At 50.5% G+C, this 19,384-nt stretch carries 17 protein-coding genes; 7 read left to right on the plus strand and 10 right to left on the minus strand.

Going from position 1 to position 19,384, the window contains the following annotated elements:
- The first annotated feature begins 66 nt into the window (after positions 1–66).
- Entirely contained in the window at positions 67–993 is a 927-nt protein-coding gene (locus tag ACP5PX_RS03845) for a branched-chain amino acid ABC transporter permease (RefSeq protein WP_428084145.1), read from the plus strand.
- A gap of 26 nt (positions 994–1,019) precedes the next feature.
- Here the strand turns inward: ACP5PX_RS03845 and ACP5PX_RS03850 are convergent, their stop codons facing one another.
- Positions 1,020–2,195, minus strand: coding sequence for a pyridoxal phosphate-dependent aminotransferase (locus ACP5PX_RS03850; RefSeq protein ID WP_428084147.1), 1,176 nt, complete (start codon positions 2,193–2,195; stop codon positions 1,020–1,022).
- A gap of 164 nt (positions 2,196–2,359) precedes the next feature.
- On the opposite strand from ACP5PX_RS03850, the gene ACP5PX_RS03855 reads away from it, so the two are divergent.
- The gene (locus ACP5PX_RS03855) at positions 2,360–3,388 is read left to right on the plus strand and encodes a branched-chain amino acid ABC transporter permease (RefSeq protein WP_428084149.1); all 1,029 of its coding nucleotides are present in this window, start codon (positions 2,360–2,362) and stop codon (positions 3,386–3,388) included.
- Here ACP5PX_RS03855 and ACP5PX_RS03860 read toward each other — a convergent pair.
- Both ACP5PX_RS03860 and ACP5PX_RS03865 read right to left on the minus strand, forming a co-directional pair.
- Complete coding sequence (locus tag ACP5PX_RS03860; protein ID WP_428084151.1) at positions 3,385–4,098, minus strand: ABC transporter ATP-binding protein; 714 nt, start codon at positions 4,096–4,098, stop codon at positions 3,385–3,387. The two genes, ACP5PX_RS03855 and ACP5PX_RS03860, sit on opposite strands and share 4 nt — an antisense overlap.
- Entirely contained in the window at positions 4,099–4,863 is a 765-nt protein-coding gene (locus tag ACP5PX_RS03865) for an ABC transporter ATP-binding protein (RefSeq protein ID WP_428084153.1), read from the minus strand.
- Between the two features lie 137 nt (positions 4,864–5,000).
- Here ACP5PX_RS03865 and ACP5PX_RS03870 point away from each other — a divergent pair, with 137 nt between their 5' ends.
- Both ACP5PX_RS03870 and ACP5PX_RS03875 read left to right on the plus strand, forming a co-directional pair.
- Entirely contained in the window at positions 5,001–6,026 is a 1,026-nt protein-coding gene (locus ACP5PX_RS03870) for a C-terminal binding protein (protein ID WP_428084155.1), read from the plus strand.
- 54 nt (positions 6,027–6,080) lie between these two features.
- Entirely contained in the window at positions 6,081–7,070 is a 990-nt protein-coding gene (locus ACP5PX_RS03875; protein ID WP_428084157.1) for a pyridoxal phosphate-dependent aminotransferase, read from the plus strand.
- Between the two features lie 11 nt (positions 7,071–7,081).
- Here ACP5PX_RS03875 and ACP5PX_RS03880 read toward each other — a convergent pair whose 3' ends face one another.
- The 4 genes from ACP5PX_RS03880 to ACP5PX_RS03895 form a co-directional block, all read right to left on the minus strand.
- Positions 7,082–8,302: an MFS transporter gene (locus ACP5PX_RS03880; RefSeq protein WP_428084159.1), complete on the minus strand. Its 1,221-nt coding sequence runs from the start codon at positions 8,300–8,302 to the stop codon at positions 7,082–7,084.
- A 261-nt stretch (positions 8,303–8,563) separates the two neighbouring features.
- Positions 8,564–9,172, minus strand: coding sequence for an indolepyruvate oxidoreductase subunit beta (locus tag ACP5PX_RS03885; RefSeq protein ID WP_428084161.1), 609 nt, complete (start codon positions 9,170–9,172; stop codon positions 8,564–8,566).
- Positions 9,165–11,039 carry an indolepyruvate ferredoxin oxidoreductase subunit alpha gene (iorA, locus tag ACP5PX_RS03890; protein ID WP_428084163.1) on the minus strand — a complete coding sequence of 625 codons (1,875 nt, stop codon included), beginning with the start codon at positions 11,037–11,039 and terminating at the stop codon, positions 9,165–9,167. Before iorA ends, ACP5PX_RS03885 begins: the two co-directional genes overlap by 8 nt.
- Positions 11,036–12,388, minus strand: coding sequence for an acetate--CoA ligase family protein (locus ACP5PX_RS03895; protein ID WP_428084165.1), 1,353 nt, complete (start codon positions 12,386–12,388; stop codon positions 11,036–11,038). Before ACP5PX_RS03895 ends, iorA begins: the two co-directional genes overlap by 4 nt.
- A 155-nt stretch (positions 12,389–12,543) precedes the next feature.
- On the opposite strand from ACP5PX_RS03895, the gene ACP5PX_RS03900 reads away from it, so the two are divergent.
- From ACP5PX_RS03900 to ACP5PX_RS03910, 3 genes are read left to right on the plus strand one after another with little or no spacing between them, the layout of a single operon-like run.
- Positions 12,544–13,410, plus strand: coding sequence for an FAD binding domain-containing protein (locus ACP5PX_RS03900; protein WP_428084167.1), 867 nt, complete (start codon positions 12,544–12,546; stop codon positions 13,408–13,410).
- A gap of 3 nt (positions 13,411–13,413) precedes the next feature.
- Positions 13,414–13,890, plus strand: a complete 477-nt coding sequence (locus ACP5PX_RS03905; RefSeq protein WP_428084169.1) for a (2Fe-2S)-binding protein — start codon at positions 13,414–13,416, stop codon at positions 13,888–13,890.
- Entirely contained in the window at positions 13,887–16,178 is a 2,292-nt protein-coding gene (locus ACP5PX_RS03910; protein ID WP_428084171.1) for a xanthine dehydrogenase family protein molybdopterin-binding subunit, read from the plus strand. Before ACP5PX_RS03905 ends, ACP5PX_RS03910 begins: the two co-directional genes overlap by 4 nt.
- A gap of 6 nt (positions 16,179–16,184) precedes the next feature.
- Here ACP5PX_RS03910 and ACP5PX_RS03915 read toward each other — a convergent pair whose 3' ends face one another.
- The 3 genes from ACP5PX_RS03915 to ACP5PX_RS03925 form a co-directional block, all read right to left on the minus strand.
- Positions 16,185–16,502 (minus strand): MoaD/ThiS family protein, encoded by a 318-nt coding sequence (locus tag ACP5PX_RS03915; RefSeq protein ID WP_428084173.1) that lies wholly within the window; start codon positions 16,500–16,502, stop codon positions 16,185–16,187.
- A 92-nt stretch (positions 16,503–16,594) separates the two neighbouring features.
- Positions 16,595–17,944 (minus strand): TldD/PmbA family protein, encoded by a 1,350-nt coding sequence (locus ACP5PX_RS03920; protein ID WP_428084175.1) that lies wholly within the window; start codon positions 17,942–17,944, stop codon positions 16,595–16,597.
- Positions 17,945–19,354: a TldD/PmbA family protein gene (locus ACP5PX_RS03925; RefSeq protein WP_428084177.1), complete on the minus strand. Its 1,410-nt coding sequence runs from the start codon at positions 19,352–19,354 to the stop codon at positions 17,945–17,947. It lies immediately after the preceding gene.
- Between the last annotated feature and the right edge of the window lie 30 nt (positions 19,355–19,384).

Consider the following 19,384-nt stretch of genomic DNA (forward strand, 5'->3'; position numbering starts at 1 on the left):
TGAAGATTCTATTGATCGCCTAGAACCAATGTTTTTATTTACCAACGCAGACGTAATGGGGGTAAAATGGTTGAGCCAATAGTCATCGACGGCATAGTTTACGCTGCACTTTTGGCCTGTATGACAATCGGCTTTACTCTAATCCTGATGTCTACGAGGATCTGGAACTTTGCCTACGGATCAATGGCCACTGCCGGGGCATATATTTCTTTGACCGCGGCCGAGGTTTGGAAACTGCCCGTTTACAGTCAGCTGATCACGGCCTTTGTTATTTCCGGAATTGTGTCCTTTGCCCTGTATCGATTTCTGGTCAGGCCGCTAAGCCAGAGAGGCATTTCCCTTGATGGCCTGTTTGTCCTGACGTTCGCGTTTAACTTCGTCCTGCTGGGTTTTTTGAATATCTACGCGGATTATTTGACAAACGTGTTCAAGCTGCGTGCCAGACTGTTCTTCCTCAGAGGGGCCGATATACAGATCTTTGGCACCCCGGGCGTGACAATAATTGCACCGTTGCTGGCGGTGTCCATAATCATAGTGCTGCATCTCTTCCTGACGAGAACGAAGTTCGGCACGGCCATGCGGGCGACCATCGAGAACCCTCCCTTGGCCGGGAGCGTTGGTGTGAACGTCAACTTGGTTTACTCAGTAGCCTGGTTTGTAGCTGGCGGGCTCGCCGGGTTGGCAGGGGGACTACTTCCGCTTTGGATTTTGTGCTATCCCAACATAGGCGACGTAATCATGCTGAGCGTTTTCGCCGCCAGCATACTGGGTGGGATACACAGCATCTACGGTGCCTTGCTGGGCGGTTTTATTGCCGGCTTGGCTGAGGTCTGGGGGACATCGGCTCTGGCCGGTGTATTAGGATCGGCGGTTATCCAGTACAGACCCCTTATTCCTTTGATTATTGTGGTCGTCTTCTTCCTCACCGCGCCGGAGGGAATCACGGGAATCGAATGGCGCGGAAAACTGACTAAAAGGATAAGAAAAGTTTAGGGCAATTCAGTTTGTTGGTAAATCGGTTAATTTATTTTTTTCTCAAGAAATTCAACGATTTTTGATATCCCTTTTACCACGCTTTCGTATGGGGCCGAATAGGAGATTCTGAGGTGACCCTTGCAGCTCTCGCCGAATCCTGAACCTGGGGCCGTGCAAACGTGCGTTTTATTCAATAGTTCCTTGGCGAAGTTTTCGTCGTCCTTCTCGAATCGTGAAAAATCAGGAAACACGTAAAAGGCCCCCTTTGGTCTGACAAAGTAAACTTCAGGAATTCTTTCCAGCTCTTTGATCACGGCCCTTCTTCTCCGTTCGTATTCTTGGCGCATTCTCTCCACGCAATCTTGTGGTCCGGTCAGGGCAGCCAGAGCCGCTTTTTGGGATATTGAGCTGGGGCAGAGGACCATATAGTAATGCAGCTTGTTTATTTCCCTTGCCAGAGCACCCTTGGCCGCCACATATCCGATTCTCCATCCTGTCATGGCGTAGGCTTTGGAAAAGCCGTTAACGGTTATCGTTCTATCCTCGGCGCCGGGAAGCGAGCCAATGCTTATGTGCCTGGCATCATCATAAATCAGCTTTTCATAAATCTCGTCCGAAAATATCAGCAGGTCATGTTTTTTGGCAACTTCCACGATTGTTTCTAAGTCCTCGCGGGTAAAGACATGACCCGTTGGGTTGCTCGGGCTGCACATCCAAATCAGTTTTGTCCTCGAATCAACCCTTTTTTCCAATTCCTCTAAGTCAACCCGGTAGCCTTCCTCCCTATTCAGCGGAACCGGTATCGGCACGGCGCCGGCTATCAAGGTGTCCTCAAAATATGCCGGATAGTAGGGCTCCAGAACCAGCGCCCTGTCACCAGGGTTCAGGAAGGCCAAGGCAGCAATTGCCATCGTCTCTTGGGTGCCAGAAACAATGATGACTTCAGTTTTTGGATCCACATCAATACCGTTTTCCCGCGACAGCTTTTCACTAACGGCCTCCCTAAGTTCGAGCGTTCCCGGGGTGTGCGTGTAGTGGGTAAACCCTTCATCCATAGCTTTTTTTGCCGCTTCCAGTATGTGGGGCGGGGTAATAAAATCCGGTTCCCCTTGTTCCAGATGAATAACGTCCCTCATACCCGCGCTGAGGTCTATCATCCTTCTGATGGCGGATGGTTTGATAAACTTAAGCCGTTCAGAGGAGGTATTTTCGCCTTTCATGTCTGGTCCACGTTCACCTGATTTTGAAAATATATATCTTTTTGGATTTTTTACAATCAGGTTTCTTAATCATTGATAAATTGTCAAAAGGAGATTTCTTGATTAAAATTTAAAAAGCAGGATAAAAGTTAAATAATGGATTGTTTAGTTAAAAAGGAAATACAATGGCAGCCATTGATTTCCTGTTGGATATGTTGGCGACAGTGGGCGTGTACCTAATTCTGACTTTGAGTTTAAATCTGGATTCAGGATATTGCGGCATCCCCAACTTTGGTAAAGTTCTGGCCATGATTGCAGGTGCCTTTGTCGTGGCATTTTTTCCCGGTAGAATCTTAGCCTGGATTTTGGGCTTAAGCGGCGATTTTGTTACTGACAATGCCTCGATGATATTCCAGATAAATAACTTTCTTGCTTCGGATTTTCTGATGAGTGCGGTCCTGTTTATTGCCACGATAATCGTCGCCATTGGTTTTGGCATGCTGGTTGGTTACGTCTCGACCCGTCCTGCGGTCAAGATAGGAAGTGGTCCGTTAGCGATAATGTTGCTGGCAATGGGCGAAGGAATGAGGGTGATCGGCACCAACTATGCTCCGTTGGCGGGCGGCAGCATAGGTATTTCAGCCCCGGATGTGTTTGCATGGGCTGGTGGCGACAGGTTTGTTGTCGCGTCGGTTGTGCTGTTCGCTTTTTCCATCGCCATTTTCTTTTACATCAACCGATTGACCAACGCTCCGTTGGGTAGGATGTTGAGGGCTGTCAGGGACAACGAGATCGCTGCCGAGTGTCTTGGCGTAAATATTGTCGGAGTTAAACTTAAAACCATGATGATTTCATCGGCGATCGCCGCCGTCGCCGGGGCCCTGTATGCCTTTTACTCAGGAGCCATTATTAGTACCGCCTACACGCGTGCCTCATGGACATTTATCCCATGGGCCATGATGCTGCTGGGCGGAGTGGCCAATAACGTTGGTGTTGTCGCCGGAGTGTTTTCATTCGTATTTTTAAGAAAATTAATAGTCATGTATAAAACCGAAGTGGGCCCGTATCTCCCCTTCGATGTTCTTTGGCTCGAGCTTATCCTTTATGGCGTTATGGTTATCTTGATTCTCCTGTACCGGCCTGAGGGCTTGATACCAGAGAAAAGGACGAAAACTTTAGATTTAGGGACGTTAAAAAAACTGCAGAAGGCTTAACTACCACTTTTTATCCCGAGGTAGACCTTACCCAATTCTGGGTGGGCCAGAAGGTTCTTGGCGCTGCCTTGATAGGTCACTTTTCCGCTGGTCATCAATAACGCGTCGTCAGCGATTTGCAGCGCTTTCTTCGCCGCTTGCTCTATCAAAACTACAGTAATTCCCCTTTTGTTAAGCTCTAAAATCTTCTTCATCACCTCATTCGCTGCCTTTGGTGAGAGGCTGGCCACGGGTTCGTCAAACAAAATCATCTCCGGTTTTCTGATCATTGCCATGGCCATGGCCACCATTTGCCTTTCGCCGCCGCTGAGGAAACCGCATTTTTTCCTGAGGTATTTTTTCACGATTGGGAATTCCTCTATTGTTTCACTGATTCTTTTTTTTGTATCTTCTTTAGACAGGGTATAACCAGCCAGCATTAAGTTTTCCTCCACCGTCAGGTTGCTGAAAACATTTCCTGTTTGTGGCAGGTATGAGATGCCTCGCTTGGTAACAAGGTGCGTTGATAAACCGGTGATATCATCGTTTTTGAAAGTTATTTTCCCAGAATACACTTTAGTCATCCCCATCACAGTTTTTATCAAAGTACTTTTCCCGCTGCCGTTTGGCCCCACGATGGTGAGGATTTTACCTTTTTTTACTTCCGCGTTGACGTCAAACAGCACTTGAAACTTTCCGTAACCGGCGTTCAATCCACGGATTGTTAGCATCTACTCACCCAGATAGCTCTCAATCACCTTTTCATCGTTTAGAACTTCTTTAGGCTTACCTTCCGAGATAATATTGCCCCGGTCCATCGCGTAAACATAATCGACATAAGGCAAGACCGGCTCCAACCTGTGCTCAATGATCAGGAAGGTTATACCCGGCTTCTTTTTTAAGTCGACGAAGTGTTTAAACATCTTGTCGATCAGGCTGGGAAAAACACCCGCGGCCGGCTCGTCCATCAGTATCATTTTGGCCCCACTCATCAGCGCTCTTGCGGTTTCCAGGAGCTTCATCTGTCCGCCGCTGAGTTCCGAAGCCTTCTTGTCCCACATGTGTGATAGGCCAACCGTGTTGAGGATTTCAAAGGCCTTTTCCGTGGCTTCTTTCTCCGCATCTCTCCAAGTTTTTTTAACGCAGGCTTTGAGAAAATTGGTTCCAGGATTCTCCTTGTAGGCCACGAGCACATTTTCCAAGACCGTCAGTTTGGTGAACAGCTGGGGGATTTGAAAAGTTCTTACCAGACCTTGTCTACAAACCATATCGGCGGTACAATGAGTAATTTCTCGGCCTTCAAAAAATATCTTCCCTTCATCCGGTCTGTAAATTCCCGAAATGACGTTTATCAGCGTGGTTTTTCCGCTGCCGTTAGGACCGATTAACATGACCAAAAGCTGTTTTTTAACCTTCATGTTCACCTTATCCAGCGCCACTAGGCCGCCGAATGTCTTTCTGACCCCTTCAACAACGAGCAAATCTTCTTTTGCCATCACTATTTTTTCATAGATGCTTTTTATAACCCTTGCGGAAGCATTGAAATCCGCCCCGCATTTAAATATCCTTCCAACGCTGCCAAGATGAGGCGGAAAATATAAATTCAATAAATTAATGTAGGTGTGGTGATAGCTTGCAGAAATTTAAGGCAGTTATAGAGCATGCCACGTTTTATGACCTGAGCATGGAACGTGACGCTCTGGGAAAAATGGGCGTGGAAGTCGTAGATATCGTTGAAAGTGGTGCCGACATTAGAAAGGAAGCGGTCGACGCAGACGCGGTAATGGTTGAAACGGAGACCATTGATCGGGACCTAATTTATTCTATGAAAAAATGCAAGATCATTGCAGTTTACGCAACCGGCTATGATAACATAGATGTGAAAGCTGCAACTGAACGGGGGATCTTCGTTACCAACGCGGGAAATTATTGTTCCGAGGAAGTTCAGGATCATGCCTTGGCCTTGATCATGGCCAGCGTGAGAAAGCTGTTTTTGTACTCCCAGGCGCTGAAATCTGGAAATTGGGAGAAGAAGTTGGGTAGGCCGGTGCGGAGCCTGCTGGATCTCAAGGACTTGGGCGTGCCGATTAAGGGTATCCCAGATACTGTCCTTGGAATATTTGGTTTCGGCCGAATCGGTCGCGGCCTGTGTCGGAAGGCTAGGTGTATCGGGTTCAAGGTAATCGCCCATGACCCATTAGTGCCACCAGAAGAGATACTTAAGGAAGGAGCCACTCCGGTGAGCTTCGAGGAGCTGCTTGAGAAATCCGATGTAATCTCAATTCATGCCCCCCTAACTGAGGAAACTAGGCACAAATTCTCTTATAACGAGTTCAAGAAGATGAAAAAGACAGCCATATTGGTGAATGCCAGCCGCGGGGCCATATTGGATGAAGCTGCCCTCGTAAAAGCCCTAAAAGAGGGAGAAATCCAAGCAGCCGCCCTCGACGTGCTTGAAGAGGAGAATCCACCCTCGGAGGACAACCCGCTGTTCAAGTTAGACAACGTTATTGTTACGCCGCATTGTGCCTTTTACTCAGAGAGGTCTCAGATGGAGCTTCGCCGGAGAATTTTGAATCAAGCGATGCAGGCGTTGCGGGGAGAAGTGCCGGATAACTTGGTCAACAGAGAAGTGCTTGCTAAGCTCGGGCGAGAATGATTACGGTTAGGAATGAATTAATTAGCTTTAGGCCGCATCCTTGGTAATGGTAAAATGATAGACCTTGCCCTCGCCGATTTAAAGTTTCCGCCGCCGCGCGGCGTGTTGAGGGAGCTGGTTCGAGAAATTTCAATGGTGAACTTTTATCCCTCAGGAGATTACCTAGAACTCAAACGCGCTTTTTGCGATTACTTGAGACCAAAAGTTTCGTTAGCAATTGAAAATGTGGTGTTCGGCAACGGGTTGGATGAAGTAATTGATCTTGTCACTCGGGTTTGGGGTGGCGTGAATTTAATTCCGATGCCGACCTTTAGCCAGTATTCCGCAGCAGCAGCGAGGTCTAACCAGAAGGTGATTAGCTCGGGCATGCTGCAGCAGGGTAAGTATGAGCTGGATTTTGATGAAGCCGATTTGAAGAGGGCCAGTTTGGTTTGGATTTGTAACCCCAACAACCCGACTGGAGATTTGATACCGCGCAGGAAAATCGAGCAGGCCATCGATAGCGCCAAGGGTATGGTAGCAGTTGACGAGTGCTACTATGAGTACACGGGAAAAACCGTCGTTGATTTGGTGAAGGATTATGATAATCTGATAGTCTTGAGAAGCTTTTCCAAGAATTTTGGCATCGCAGGCCTGAGGCTGGGCGTGGCGATATCGAGCAGGGAGAACATCATGAAAATAGAGAAAATTAGACAGCCCTTCAACGTGAATCGATTTGCGGAGAAGGCCGGTGTGATTGTTCTAAGACATGCAGATGAGTACAAAAAGATTTGGCAGAGGGTGCTGAAAATAGGCAAGAAATTTGCTGCAGAGGTGAAAAAGATGGGATATAGACCCTTTCCCGTTAATGCCAACTTTGTCCTCGTAGATTTCTTGGACGAAAGAAAAGCAAGCGAGGCTTATCTAAAGTTGAAGAACAGCGGCATAAAGACATATCCAGGCTGGAGCGAGGAGGACTTCGAGGGTGACCTTAATCAGCACATCAGGTTTGCGGTCGGCGCCGAGAGTGACATGGAGCTGGCTGTAAAGATTTTAAAGGGCTGAAAACTGGTTGTTTAAATTTTTTCTTTTCTTAGTAGGGCGGAAAAAACGACCGCGAGTGCGCAGATAGTCCCTCCGAGCAAAAAGGCCAAATCGTAATTTTTAACGCTGTCAAAGATTAGCCCACCTAGGTAAGGGCCTATCAGACCACCTAACCCAACCCCAGAGTCAAAAGTACCCAAAATTGAACCAATGTGTTTTGTTCCAAAAAAGCCACGCACTATGATCGGGTAGATTGCAATCCAACCGCCGAAACCGATGCCCATCAGCACCATCGCCAAATAGATTATCCAAATGTCCCCAGATCTAAAGAGCAAGAAAGTAGCGATGGATTGAAGGGCAATGAAAATGGTGAAGAGATTCGTAGTGCTCAACTTGTCCGATGCCGCGCCGCCTATGATTCTGGCCAGCATGCTGCAGATTCCCAGCAGAGTAAGGGCCGTGCTTGCCGTTATCTCGTTAATGCCGAGTCCGATGGCGTGAGGTACCACGTGTACGGTCACTAAAAACAGAGATATGTGGGTGAAGACCATTACAAGGTAAATGTACCAGAACGGTTTTTTCCCCATTGCAGATTTCAGGTCACATTCAACCGGCCTCTCGTTTTTTGCAGCGATGTCTCCGCCGTAAGGGGTCAGTCCCAGCGTTTTTGGTTCATGCCTGATTAAAAAGCTGGAAATGGACAGAAGCAAAAGGACAAGGATTCCCAAGATTAGAAAAGTTGTCCTCCAGCCAAAAATCTCGATCAACATTCCGATGACCGGAGGGAAAAGGGCCATTCCCCCGCTGAGGGCCGAAACGGCAAAGCCCGTGGCCATCCCCTTTCCCTTTTCAAACCAACGGGCAATTGCGGACACAGGAGGCACGTATAGCGCGCTGATGCCGAAACCAGCAATTCCAATGTAAATGCAAAATTCAACGAGAGAAGTAACCTGGCTTGATAACAGCAGCCCGCCTCCGGTAAGAAAGGCACCGATTGCCACGACCTTTCTCACTCCATAAAGATCGCTCATCCTTCCCAGAGGCAGCGACATCGTTGACAAAAAGATGGAGATGGAAAAAGCCAGGGAGATGCTGGCCCTGGACCATCCGAACTCTTGGGTCAGCGGTTTGACGAAGACACCGTAGCTGTAGATGAGACCGACGACCAGCATGGAAAGGAAAGAAGCCAAAACCACGATCCAGCCATAAAAGAGCTTTTTTTCTCCGATTGTTTTTTCGTACTTGGTTGGCATTCTAAAACCTTCTGGAGAAGATGGTCCTTCACCTCGCCGCTATTTGTTTAATTACCGGCGGCTCCTTTATTTTTGTTTTTATCACTTCGTCGGCATTGCTCAGATTATTCTTCAGGTTGCTAGCTGCAGGATAATTACAGTTGTGATTTTTTGATTTTGAGAACAACTTTTAGTTAAGCGTAAGTTGTTTTGCCCCGACGGACGAGCAACAACTGCATTAGTGTTGATAAATCTTTTTGGCGGCGTTTGAGATTTGAGCGATTACCTGCCCATCAACTTTTCAATTTCTTTTTCTCCGGCATTGAAGGCAGCAATATTTTCATTCAGGTATTTTTTCGGCACGGTGTCTACCATCGCCTGGTAGAGCTCATCTCTTGTGAACGGAGAAACGCCCAGTTTGGCTAGGGAACCAAGCAGCACAACGCTCATGGCCCTGAGGGATCCGGCCTGTTTGGCAAGGCCGTAGGCGTCGTAGGCGTAGACCTCTTTACCCAACTGCTTGAGCAGGGAAATTTCTTCTTTCAGATCGGGATATTTTTCTTTACCCATCAGCACCGAAACCGGCAGAATTCCATTGGTGTTCATTATGATTGTCGTTTTCTCCCCAACGTAGTCTGCGGCGCGCAAAGCCTCGTTGGGGTCCAAGGCGATCAGGACATCGGCCTGGCCCGGTGGTATGAAGGAACTGTAGACTTGGCTTCCTAACCGGATTTGGACCTGGACGCTTCCTCCGCGTTGTGCCATGCCCAAGGTCTCATGCATTCTTCCTCTCAGACCCTTTCGAGTTGCTGCTTCCGCAATCACGTTGGTCAGTGTGGCCCCGCCTTGGCCGCCAACCCCCACGATAATACAATTAAATTCATCACTCATGGCTGGTGCCCTCCTTGATTGCCTTTACCGGACAGATGGCCGCACAAATGTGGCATCCGATGCAGACATCCGGGTTTATCTTTACCTTGCCCTCGAACGGAACTAGGGCCGAGCAGGAAAGCGTTTTCACGCAGGTCATGCAACCCGTGCATTCTTCAGCATCTATTACTAAAGGCTTCCCGATTGCCTTTCTCCTGATTGCAGTAATCGCACAGAGTCTGCGCAGCACGACGACCGACGGACCGTTGTACCGGAGGGCCTCAACAAAGGCTTCAGTTGTTTTTTCCACGTCGTAAGGATCAACGACCACGACGTGCTCCACGCCGCAGCCTCTGGCTATTTCCTCAGCCTTTACAATCTTGGCGCTCTCTCCGGTGGCCGTAAACCCGGAGCCGGGGGTGGGCTGATGGCCGGTCATGGCGACGATTGAGTTGTCCATTATTGCGACCACTATTTTCGTTTGATTCCAGACAGCGTCGATCAAGGCAGGTATCCCCGCGTGGTAGAAGGTGGAGTCACCGATTGCGGCTATCACCGGTTTTTTGATCCCGGAGCGTTCGAAACCGTTGCCCAATCCTATGGACGCCCCCATCGCCACTTCAGTCCAGCAAGCGTCAAAGGGAGGATTCATGCCCAAGATTGTGCAGCCGATGTCTCCTGTAATTATCACATCTTCCCGGCCATATTTCAGCTTTCGCATTGCCCTGAGGATGGAGATGTATGTGCCCATGTGCGGGCAGCCGGCGCAGAAGGTGATGGGACGGCGAATTGAGATGGACTTTGCCCTTTCGATAATTTTCTGTCTTTCCGGATCAACTGGTGGGACGATGTCTTTGCCCAGAACCTTGCTCAGGGCATTTTCGACAATGGCCTGATTGAACTCACCCACCGGTGAAGTTGTTCCATCGATCTTGCCGTATACTTTCACCTTCTTCCCCATTTCACCCAGAATCTTTAGAACGTAGTCCTCGATGAGTGGTTCCAGTTCTTCAAGGATTAGAACTGAGTCAACCTTTTCAAGCATTTTTCTTATTTTTTCCTCAGGTAAGGGGTTGATTACCCCTATCTTCAAGGTTGAGATTTTTAGGTTATGTCTGATCATGGCTTCCTTCAGCAGGTTCCATGGAGCCCCGGCCGTTATGACGCCGACCTTGGAGTCGGTCGGCTCCAGTAAGTTGAATTTGTCCGCATCTTTACCGGCCTTTTTCGTATTCGCGAGCAGCGTGGCGTGCTGTTCCATGCACCAAGCGGGGCCGGCCTTGGTGTACCTTCTGATGTCCCGGGAATAGGTGGGAACTCTGTCTATTTTTCTCACCGGTCCGAATACCACATTTCCGATCATGTGGGCAGTGTTCGTCGTGCTCCTGAGCATCACCGGGACCTTGTTTCTCTCCGATATTTCAAACGCCTCAATCACCATTTCCTTTGCCTCTTGGGGGTCAGACGGTTCCAGCATGGGCAGGGCCGCGAACTTGGCGAATAAACGGTCGTCCTGCTCAGCCATGCCGGCATGCGTTGCCGGGTCGTCGGCCACGTAGAGGACCAAGCCGCCCTCGGTGCCGCTGTAGGCGATTGAAAGCACCGAGTCCGAGGCGACGTTTAAACCGGCATTTTTCATCGTTGCCATGGCCCTTAGTCCCGTCCAAGCTACACCAGAGGCCACTTCAAAGGCAACTTTCTCGTTCACCGCCCACTGAACTTTCATGTTGATATCTTTGGCCACCGCCGCCAGCGTCTCGATTACCTCGGTTGAAGGGGTTCCGGGATAACCGGTGACAAGATAGGCCCCGGCTTCGATGGCCCCTCTGGCGATGGCCTCGTTTCCCAGCAATAGTTTTACCGTGCCCTCTTTACCAATTACGGTCATTTTTCGACCTCCCTTTTAAATGAACACAATGCCCATAAAGCCCTTGCGGCCCTCTTTGGGGTTTCATAATTTGGGATTTTGTTTTCTTCAAATACGGTGACCGCGTCTCGCACCAGATGTCCGGACATCCAGCAGGTGACCGTGGGCTTGCCCACCTCCTTAATCGCTTCCTTGAGCAGCCTAGCGGCCTCGGTAGCGCCACGGGCATCCCAAGCGATAGGGACATCGATGATTAGTCCGGCGTCGTAGTAATCCTCGGAGAAAATGGCCCTGAAAGCTCTGACGTAATTTTCAGGTGAGCCTTCTGCAGTTAGATCAAATGGGTTCCTGCGACTGCAGATGGGTGGCAGAAAGTCCAGCGCCTTTATGATTCTCTCTGTAGGCTCCGGGACCTTCAGGCCAAGCTTTTCCAGCGCGTCAGTCGCCAGAACAGCCGGACCACCTGAGTTGGTCAGTATCGCCACTTTGTTTCCCTTCATTGGTTCAAGATAGGCCAGCGCCCTTGCCATGTCAAACATTTCCTCAATTCCGTCCGCTTCGATAATTCCTGACTGCTTGAAAACGGTTCTGTAGATGGCTTCCTTGCCGGCGAGCGAGCCGGTGTGGGAGGCGACACTTCTGGCGCCGGCCGTAGACAGCCCGCCCTTGATCACGATGAGCGGTTTTTTCTTGGTTACATTTCTTGCGGCTTCGAAGAATTTCCTCCCGTTTTTAACGCCTTCGATGTAGAGATTTATCACCTTTGTCTGCGGGTCTTCGGCAAGATAGTTCAAAAGGTCAGATTCATCGACATCACAACCGTTGCCATAGCTGGCGAACTTGCTGAGCCCGATTCTCTTCTCGATTGCCCAGGCCAACACCGCCCCGCCCAAAGCCCCGCTCTGGGTCACGAAGGCGATGTCCCCCTTGCCCGCGCGGGATTCCATTGTGGCGTAAAGGTTTTTGTGAGTATTTATAATGCCCGTGCAGTTTGGCCCGATGATCCTTACTCCGTACTGCTTCGCGACCTTTACGACCTCCTCTTCTAGCCCCTTGTTGCCGATCTCGCTAAATCCGGCCGAGATGATAACTGCGGCTTTGGTGCCCTTTTCACCGCACTGTTTTATCGCGTTCGGCACTGCCTGCGCGGGGACAACGATGATGGCTAGGTCAACTGGTTCTTTTACGTCTAAGATTGATGGGTAGCACTTTAGGCCGAGGATTTCTTCGGCCCCGGGGTTTATGGGATAGATTCTTCCTTGAAAGCCTCCATCGATTACATTTTTAAGAAGTTCGTGGCCCACCTTTAGTGGTTTTGACGAGGCACCGACGATTGCGATGGAGTCCGGCTCAAAGAACTTGGAAAACATTTTTTGGCCCCAGAGAAATAGTATCATTGGTTTTTTAAGTATTTGTATTAACAACATCGGGATTTTAAAAAAGGGGAAAAGTTTATTAAAGCGGTTGTGAAGGGTGAAGCGGATAAAAACACGATGGTGAAATGCTAATGGAAGATGTGATTTAAATGATGAGACCCACGAGCGTCATTTTAGCCGATTTTGATTACTCAGCGCCCAGGTCGCTTGGGGAGGCGCTGAAGGAAAGGAGGGAGCACAAGGGAGCTCACATTCTGGCCGGCGGCACAGATCTGATACCGAAGATGAGGGGACAGGTGGTAAAACCGAATTTTGTCATCGATATCAGCGGTATAAAGGAGTTGTCCTATATCAAAAAACAAGAGGGGCAGGTTAGAATCGGAGCCGCGACCAAGATCAGCCACATAATTGATTCTAAAATAAATCTCGGAGTTTTGCAGGAGGCTTGTAAAAAGCTCGGTAACCCACTAACACGGAATAAGGCGACCATCGGGGGCAATCTCTGTAATGCCTCACCGGCGGCGGACACGGCCACGCCGCTGATGGTGCTGGAAGCACAACTGGTTCTCAGGAGCTTCGATGGCGAGAGAATAGTGCCCGTGGAGAACTTCTTCGTGGGACCGGGGAAGACGGTTCTGAAGGAGGACGAGATTTTAACTGAGATTAGAATTACCCCGCCGGAAGATGGAGCTAAGGCAAAGTTCGTGAAGGTTGGGTTAAGAAAAGCCGACGCGATTTCCGTCGTAAACTGCGCCGTGTTGTTGAAGGTGCAGAAAGGCGTTGTAAAAGAGGCCAAGATCGCCTTGGGATCGGTTGCGCCCACGCCAATTTTGGCCAAGGAGGCTCAGAAGGTTTTAGTGGACAAAAAGTTAAGTGAGGAATTAATTGAAAAGTGTGCCCAAGTTGCGGCCAGGGAGGCCAAACCCATAGACGACGTAAGGGGTTCGGCGAGATATCGCGAGCTTTTGGTTGAGGGTTGCGTTAAAAAGGCGTTGCGCGAGCTGATGGAGGGTTAGAGCATGAAGAAATATCCTCTGGAGTTTAAGGTGAACGGGAAAAAATACCGCGTTGAAGTTGAGCCCAAGGTTACCCTGTTACGGCTTTTGCGGAGCATGGGCTTCACCGAGGTAAAGGCCGGTTGCGAAAAGGGTGATTGCGGCACCTGTGCGGTACTTATGGACGGTGAGCCGGTGAATTCCTGTTTGACCTTGGCCCTACAGGCACAGGGCAAGGAGATAATAACCGTGAAGGGTTTGGGGACCATGGAGAAGCTGCATCCGATTCAGGAGGCCTTTGTAAAGTACGGCGCGATTCAGTGCGGCTTCTGCACTCCCGGCATGGTAATTACCGCGAAGGCTTTGTTGGACAAGAATCCCAATCCCACCAGAGAGGAGATCCGGGAGGCGATTTCAGGGAACCTCTGCCGTTGCACCGGCTACCAGAAGATTGTGGACGCGATTGAAGCTGCGGCTAAGATGATGCGGGAGGCGAGATGATGGAGATGATTAAGGAGTTTAAGGTAATCGGTAAGCGACTGCCGAGCCACGATGCTGTGGAGAAGGTCACCGGGCAGACGAAGTACGCCGATGATTTTGCCCTGCCCGGGATGCTCTACGGAAAGATACTGAGGGCAAAATACCCCCACGCGAAAATAAAGCGCATCGACACCAGCAAGGCGGAAAAGCTCGACGGCGTTCACTGTGTGCTGACTCACAAGGATGTGCCCAACAACGCGATAATCACCCGCTTCGGCCAGACCAGAGCCGTGGGTGGATTTGAGGGAATTTACAGGGTGCTGGCTGAGGGCAAGGTTAGATATTATGGCGAGCCCGTCGCTTTGGCCGCCGCCGAGACCGAGGAGATAGCCGAGAGGGCCATAGACCTGATCGAGGTCGAATATGAGGAATTACCGGGAGTTTTTGACCCTGTGGAGGCCATGAAACCTGAGGCGCCGAAGGTTGAGGGAGGAAAAAGCAACATCATTGCCAGATTCAAGATCAGGAAAGGGGACGTCGCCAAGGCCTTCAAAGAGGCCGACCTCATCGTCGAAAACGAATACATGTCGCAGTTTATTGACCATGCTTATTTGGAACCAGAGGCGGGCGTGGCTTGGGTGGAGGATGATGGTTCCATCACCATCAGGGTTTCAACGCAGGTCATCGAGCACTACCGGGAAATAGCGCACGTCTTGGGAATTCCTGAGAGCCGGGTCAGGGTGATCACGCCGAAAATTGGCGGCGGATTCGGCGGTAAAGAAGATATCACCGTGGAGTATTACTTGGCCCTGCTGGCTTGGAAGACGGGCAGACCGGTGAAGATAGTCCAGACGAGGGAGGAATCGCTTTCGTTCCGTTCCAAGAGGCACCCCTACAAGATGAAATACAAAACCGGGGTCAAAAAGGACGGCAGGATAGTTGCCGTTGAGGCCGAGCTGATATCGGATGCTGGAGCCTACATGACCCTGAGCCCGTGGGTATTGCTTTATTCCACAGTTAACGCGGTGGGTCCCTATAACGTGCCCAACGTGAAAGTAGATTCCTACACCGTGTTGACGAATCATCCGCCGTCCGGGGCCTACAGAACCTTTGGTGCCGGGCAGGCCTGTGTCGCCTACGAGCAGCAGATGGATGAGGTGGCGAAGAAACTGGGAATGGACCCCGTTGAGTTCAGGAAGAAGAACTATCTGAAGAAAGGGGACACGATGGCGAACGGCTGGAAGATTCCGAACACGGTTGCCCTGCACGAGACAACTGATCGCGTCCTGAAGGCCTTAGGTAAGAAGCCTAAGCCCTCAGGTCCCAACAAACTCGTTGGGATGGGGATAGCCTCAGGGCAATGCAGCTATGGAAGGATGATCTTCCTTCATGACACCTCTAGGTCAAAGGTTCGTCTGGAGCTGGACGGAAGCGTGACCATTGAGTGCGGAGTTCAAGACGTTGGCGCGGGACAGGAAGCATCTCTCTGTCAGATAGTCAGTGAGGTGCTGGGTGTTCCGTTGAAGAAGGTTAGAATAATATCGGGGGACACCGCGGCGACACCGATAGCGGGAACCACAACCGCCACCAGGCAGCTGTACATGTCCGGCAATGCTACCTACCTGGCAGCGATGAAAGTGAGGGACAACATCCTTACCAAGGCGAGCGAAATCCTCGGAGTTGACAAATCAGAGCTGATCATCGAAGACGAGAAGATCAAGAGGAAGGATGGTGTGGGCATCAGCCTTCGCGATGCTGCGGTGGCCTGCGCGGAGGCCGGGATTGAGCTGTTCTGCGAGGCCCAGTTCAATGCTCCCTTCGGCGAGGTCCCTGACCCGGAGACCGGCCAGGGCAGAGTTTTCCCAGATTTCACCTACGGTACCGCTGGAGCCATCGTGGAGGTAGACACGGAAACCGGTGAGGTCGAGGTATTAAAGATAGCCTCGGCATTTGACGTGGGCACAGCAATTAACCCGATGAGGGTCGAGGGACAGATTGAGGGTGGAGCATCTATGGGCATCGGCTGGGCGTTGACCGAGGATGTAAAGTTTGAGAAGGGCATCGCCAAGGCGCAGTCGTTCGCCGAGTATATCATCGCCACAGCTGTTGATGTTCCGGATATCAAGTCGATAATCGTTGAAAACCACGACGGATTGGGACCATTTGGCGCGCGAGGGGTTGGCGAAGTTGTTCTAGCTCCGGTTCCTCCCGCAGTGATCAATGCCGTGGCCGACGCGCTGGGAAGAAGGATAAAGGACTTGCCCATTACTGGGGAGAGAATCCTGCTGACGCTCAGAGGAAAAAGTTAGCCACAGTTATTTTCCGCCGCCGATGATGGGGTAGATTTCAACCTCTTTCCTTCCCTTGAGGAAGGCGTCGGTATCTAAAAGCACCGAGACGCTGGATCCGTCCCTTAGCTTCTCGCCAAGTTCAGCTTTTTTGGCGATTACCTTTATGTAGGGCTTTATGCCATGCTTAGGATCTAAGACGTAATCCTCGAAGTGCTTTCCATATTTTTCAGCGAGTTTTTTCATCAGGTCAAGAACGGTACTATCTTCTTTCAGCTCTACAGTCGTCTGTTCCTCGCCGGTGAATTCCTTTACTCTGGTGTAAAATTTTACCTTGATCTTCATCAGTATCCCGCTATACCTTATTAAGTCGTTATAATTATTTTTGACTTTTCAGAGGTCAACTTAAGAGCTAGCAAATCAAAAGTGTGGCGTCTTCAGGATACACGGACCCCACGGAATTTTAGGGCCGGAGTGCACACCGCCGCTGAAGCGCCCCAAGGGATGATTTGTCGCGCTTCCTTGCCGATGCCGTCTAACCTTTTAAGCAGCCGGGGCAAGTTCTCATGAATTCTCACCTGTTTGATGGCCCCGTTAACTTCTCCCCTCGAGATGAGAAATCCGCATCGTGAGGTGGTGGAGAAGTCGCCCACCTGTGGCGTGATGGGATAAGTGTACCAGATCCGGGAGAGCAGAAGCCCGGTTCTGATGTCCTCCATCAATTCCTCAAGTTCACTTTTACCCGGTTGGACCACGAGATTGGAAATGTATGGTGTCGGGCTCAGCTGGTAGCTGCGCCCAAAATCACCCAGACGAAAACCGTTACCGGTGCTTTTTCTTCCCGCCAATCCCCCGTAATACCAGTCGTAAATGAAACCAATCAACTTCCCCTTTTCGATGAGCGAAGTTTTTTGCGTGGGTGAGCCCTCATCATCGATGGTTTTTGAGTAAAGCCCCGATGGCATGTTGCCCCAGTCGGCGACATTAAGGGATTCCGAGGCCACCGTTTGGCCCAGACGGGAACTGAAGTATGAAATCTTCTCGTAGGCATCCTTCCCATTGATCGCATAGGATAACACATGGTAAAGGAGCTCCGCCGCCGCATTGGGTTCCAAGACCACATCATAACTGCCGGGTTGCACCCGCCTGGCCATTAATGATTTGATGGCGAACTCCGCCGCCTCTTCGCCGATCAGGGTTGGTCTGAAATTTTTTAAGGCGTTGCTTCCCATCCATCCTTGGCCCTCCCCCCTTTCAAGGCCTTGGGATTCCGCGGTGAGGTGACCGAAGATTTTGGTGGTGGCATCGACAGCCTGCACTCCATTGGTGTTGGCCACCGCGCACCTTTCCACCACCAGATTGATGGCTCCCGAGGCCTCGATGATTCTGTTGTCAAAATCCAAAGCCGCCTGTAACATTTCCTCCGCCAGTTCAACTATCCTCGAACGGGAAATTGCTGCCAGATTAGGATCGTAGATATCAGCAACCTTGCTGGCTTTTCTGGGCGAAGGAAAGCCGTTGAATTTTGGGTTCGGTGGTCTGGCGCGGGCGATGGAAATCGAGCGCCTTACAAGTTCTTGGGTGAGCTCATTATCGCTGGAGAAACCGATCTTTTTCTTTATTGCCGCACAGAGGCCAATGCCGCTGTCTTGTACCTGTTTTGTTTCAACAATACGATTGGAGGCGATTCTTATGGTCACGGCGAGGTTGTCTGAGGCGAATGCTTCAGCCTCCTCAGCTCCTAATTTTTCTGCGAGCTCGAGCGCCCGCTGAACTTTAGCTAGCACCTATCTCACCCCTACCACCTGGGCAACTCCCCTCAGGTGCGGCCCGCCGTTACCGACCCCGATAGTTTGCATCGGGTCACCCTTGCCACAGTTGGGCACCGGCCTCATCTCGAAATCTTTGCCCACAGCATCCACGCTCTTGAAAAACTCGGGAGCAACTCCCACTATTGAAGCGCCCCGGAAGGGCCCGGTGAGTTCTCCTCTTTTGATCAGAAATGCCTCCTTGGCGCTGATCTGAAAGTTGTGGCGTTTGGAGTCTATGCTGGGAATTTTCTGACCCTTGAGATAGACGCCATCGTTGATTTCGAAGAGCTCTTCCATGTCGTAATCGCCGGGCTCTATGAACGTGTTGCTCATCCGGATTAGCGGAAGGTATTGAAAGCTCTGCGCGCGCATGTTTCCGTTGGGTAAAACGCCGAATTCGGCCGCGGTTTCACGGCTGTGCATGTGCTCCTTTAGAACTCCCTCTCTAATCAGCTCCTTGCGTCGTGCGGGTGTGCCCTCATCGTCATATTCATAATAACCCAGCGCGCCCTTCACCCGCGGGTCGTCGGTGGCGTTCAGGAGTTTTGATCCGATTCTTTTTCCGTTCATTCCCGCCCACCAGGCTTTGCCCGCCCACGCGGCTTCTCTCCCTAGCACGCGGTCGGCCTCGCTGGGATGGCCGATGATCTCATGGCACAAAAGAGCCACCAGATCTTGATCCAGAACCACAGTGGTCTTTTTCTCGGGTATCGTTTTGGCCGCAGCGAGCCTGCTTGCTTTCTGCCCCACGTTTTTTGCTTTTTCCGGAAGGTCAAAATTTTCGGCAATTTCGAAACCTCCAGAGCCACCGGCCATCTCGTCCATATACTCCACAACAATACCGCGCTTGGCAAGGGCAAAGGTCTCACAGTAGGTCACCGTGTTGGAAAAGGCGATTTCGGCTCCCTCGCTGCTGATGAAAAATTTCTCCGTTTTGTCGCAGGCAAGGTAAGTCGTGGTGCGTTTGATGAACTTGTTCACGCGGGCACACCGATCGCTGTCGAGGCAGAGTTTCACTTTTTCTTCGAGAGAAATGGTGAATGGATCTGTGATGCTCTTTACTTCAACATTGTCCTCTTTAACAGGTATTTTTGCGAGATTGATTTTCCTTGCCCTATTGGCGCTCTTCCCCATGTTGACAGCTGCCGCCACCGTTTTTTGAAGGGATTTTTTGCTCAGGTCAGTGCAGGAGGCAAACCCCCAAGTCTTTAGAAGCACCCGTAGTCCCAAGCCTTTAGTTTTGCCAGATTTCACCCGTTCAACTTTACCGTCTTTGACGACCACAGTTTCCCAGGTTGATTTTTCTAGCCGTGCGTCGGCGTATTTTGCGCCTGCCTTCAAGGCTTCTATGACCGCCCGCTCGGCAATGTCCTTGGCTACCTCCAAATGCCCACCGCTAACAGATTCGTGGCTGGC

This window comes from Hadarchaeum sp. (SeqCode) (genome assembly GCF_049969415.1).
Taxonomy (GTDB): domain Archaea; phylum Hadarchaeota; class Hadarchaeia; order Hadarchaeales; family Hadarchaeaceae; genus Hadarchaeum.

Bases quoted from the DNA above. Each gene is read 5' to 3' on its own strand.
- ACP5PX_RS03860 (WP_428084151.1), bottom strand. From the start codon at position 4,098: ATGCTAACAATCCGTGGATTGAACGCCGGTTACGGAAAGTTTCAAGTG.
- ACP5PX_RS03910 (WP_428084171.1), top strand. From the start codon at position 13,887: ATGATGGAGATGATTAAGGAGTTTAAGGTAATCGGTAAGCGACTGCCG.
- ACP5PX_RS03885 (WP_428084161.1), bottom strand. From the start codon at position 9,172: ATGAGTGATGAATTTAATTGTATTATCGTGGGGGTTGGCGGCCAAGGC.
- ACP5PX_RS03905 (WP_428084169.1), top strand. From the start codon at position 13,414: ATGAAGAAATATCCTCTGGAGTTTAAGGTGAACGGGAAAAAATACCGC.
- iorA (WP_428084163.1), bottom strand. From the start codon at position 11,039: ATGACCGTAATTGGTAAAGAGGGCACGGTAAAACTATTGCTGGGAAAC.
- ACP5PX_RS03855 (WP_428084149.1), top strand. From the start codon at position 2,360: ATGGCAGCCATTGATTTCCTGTTGGATATGTTGGCGACAGTGGGCGTG.
- ACP5PX_RS03865 (WP_428084153.1), bottom strand. From the start codon at position 4,863: ATGGCAAAAGAAGATTTGCTCGTTGTTGAAGGGGTCAGAAAGACATTC.
- ACP5PX_RS03900 (WP_428084167.1), top strand. From the start codon at position 12,544: ATGATGAGACCCACGAGCGTCATTTTAGCCGATTTTGATTACTCAGCG.
- ACP5PX_RS03875 (WP_428084157.1), top strand. From the start codon at position 6,081: ATGATAGACCTTGCCCTCGCCGATTTAAAGTTTCCGCCGCCGCGCGGC.
- ACP5PX_RS03850 (WP_428084147.1), bottom strand. From the start codon at position 2,195: ATGAAAGGCGAAAATACCTCCTCTGAACGGCTTAAGTTTATCAAACCA.
- ACP5PX_RS03915 (WP_428084173.1), bottom strand. From the start codon at position 16,502: ATGAAGATCAAGGTAAAATTTTACACCAGAGTAAAGGAATTCACCGGC.
- ACP5PX_RS03895 (WP_428084165.1), bottom strand. From the start codon at position 12,388: ATGTTTTCCAAGTTCTTTGAGCCGGACTCCATCGCAATCGTCGGTGCC.
- ACP5PX_RS03880 (WP_428084159.1), bottom strand. From the start codon at position 8,302: ATGCCAACCAAGTACGAAAAAACAATCGGAGAAAAAAAGCTCTTTTAT.
- ACP5PX_RS03845 (WP_428084145.1), top strand. From the start codon at position 67: ATGGTTGAGCCAATAGTCATCGACGGCATAGTTTACGCTGCACTTTTG.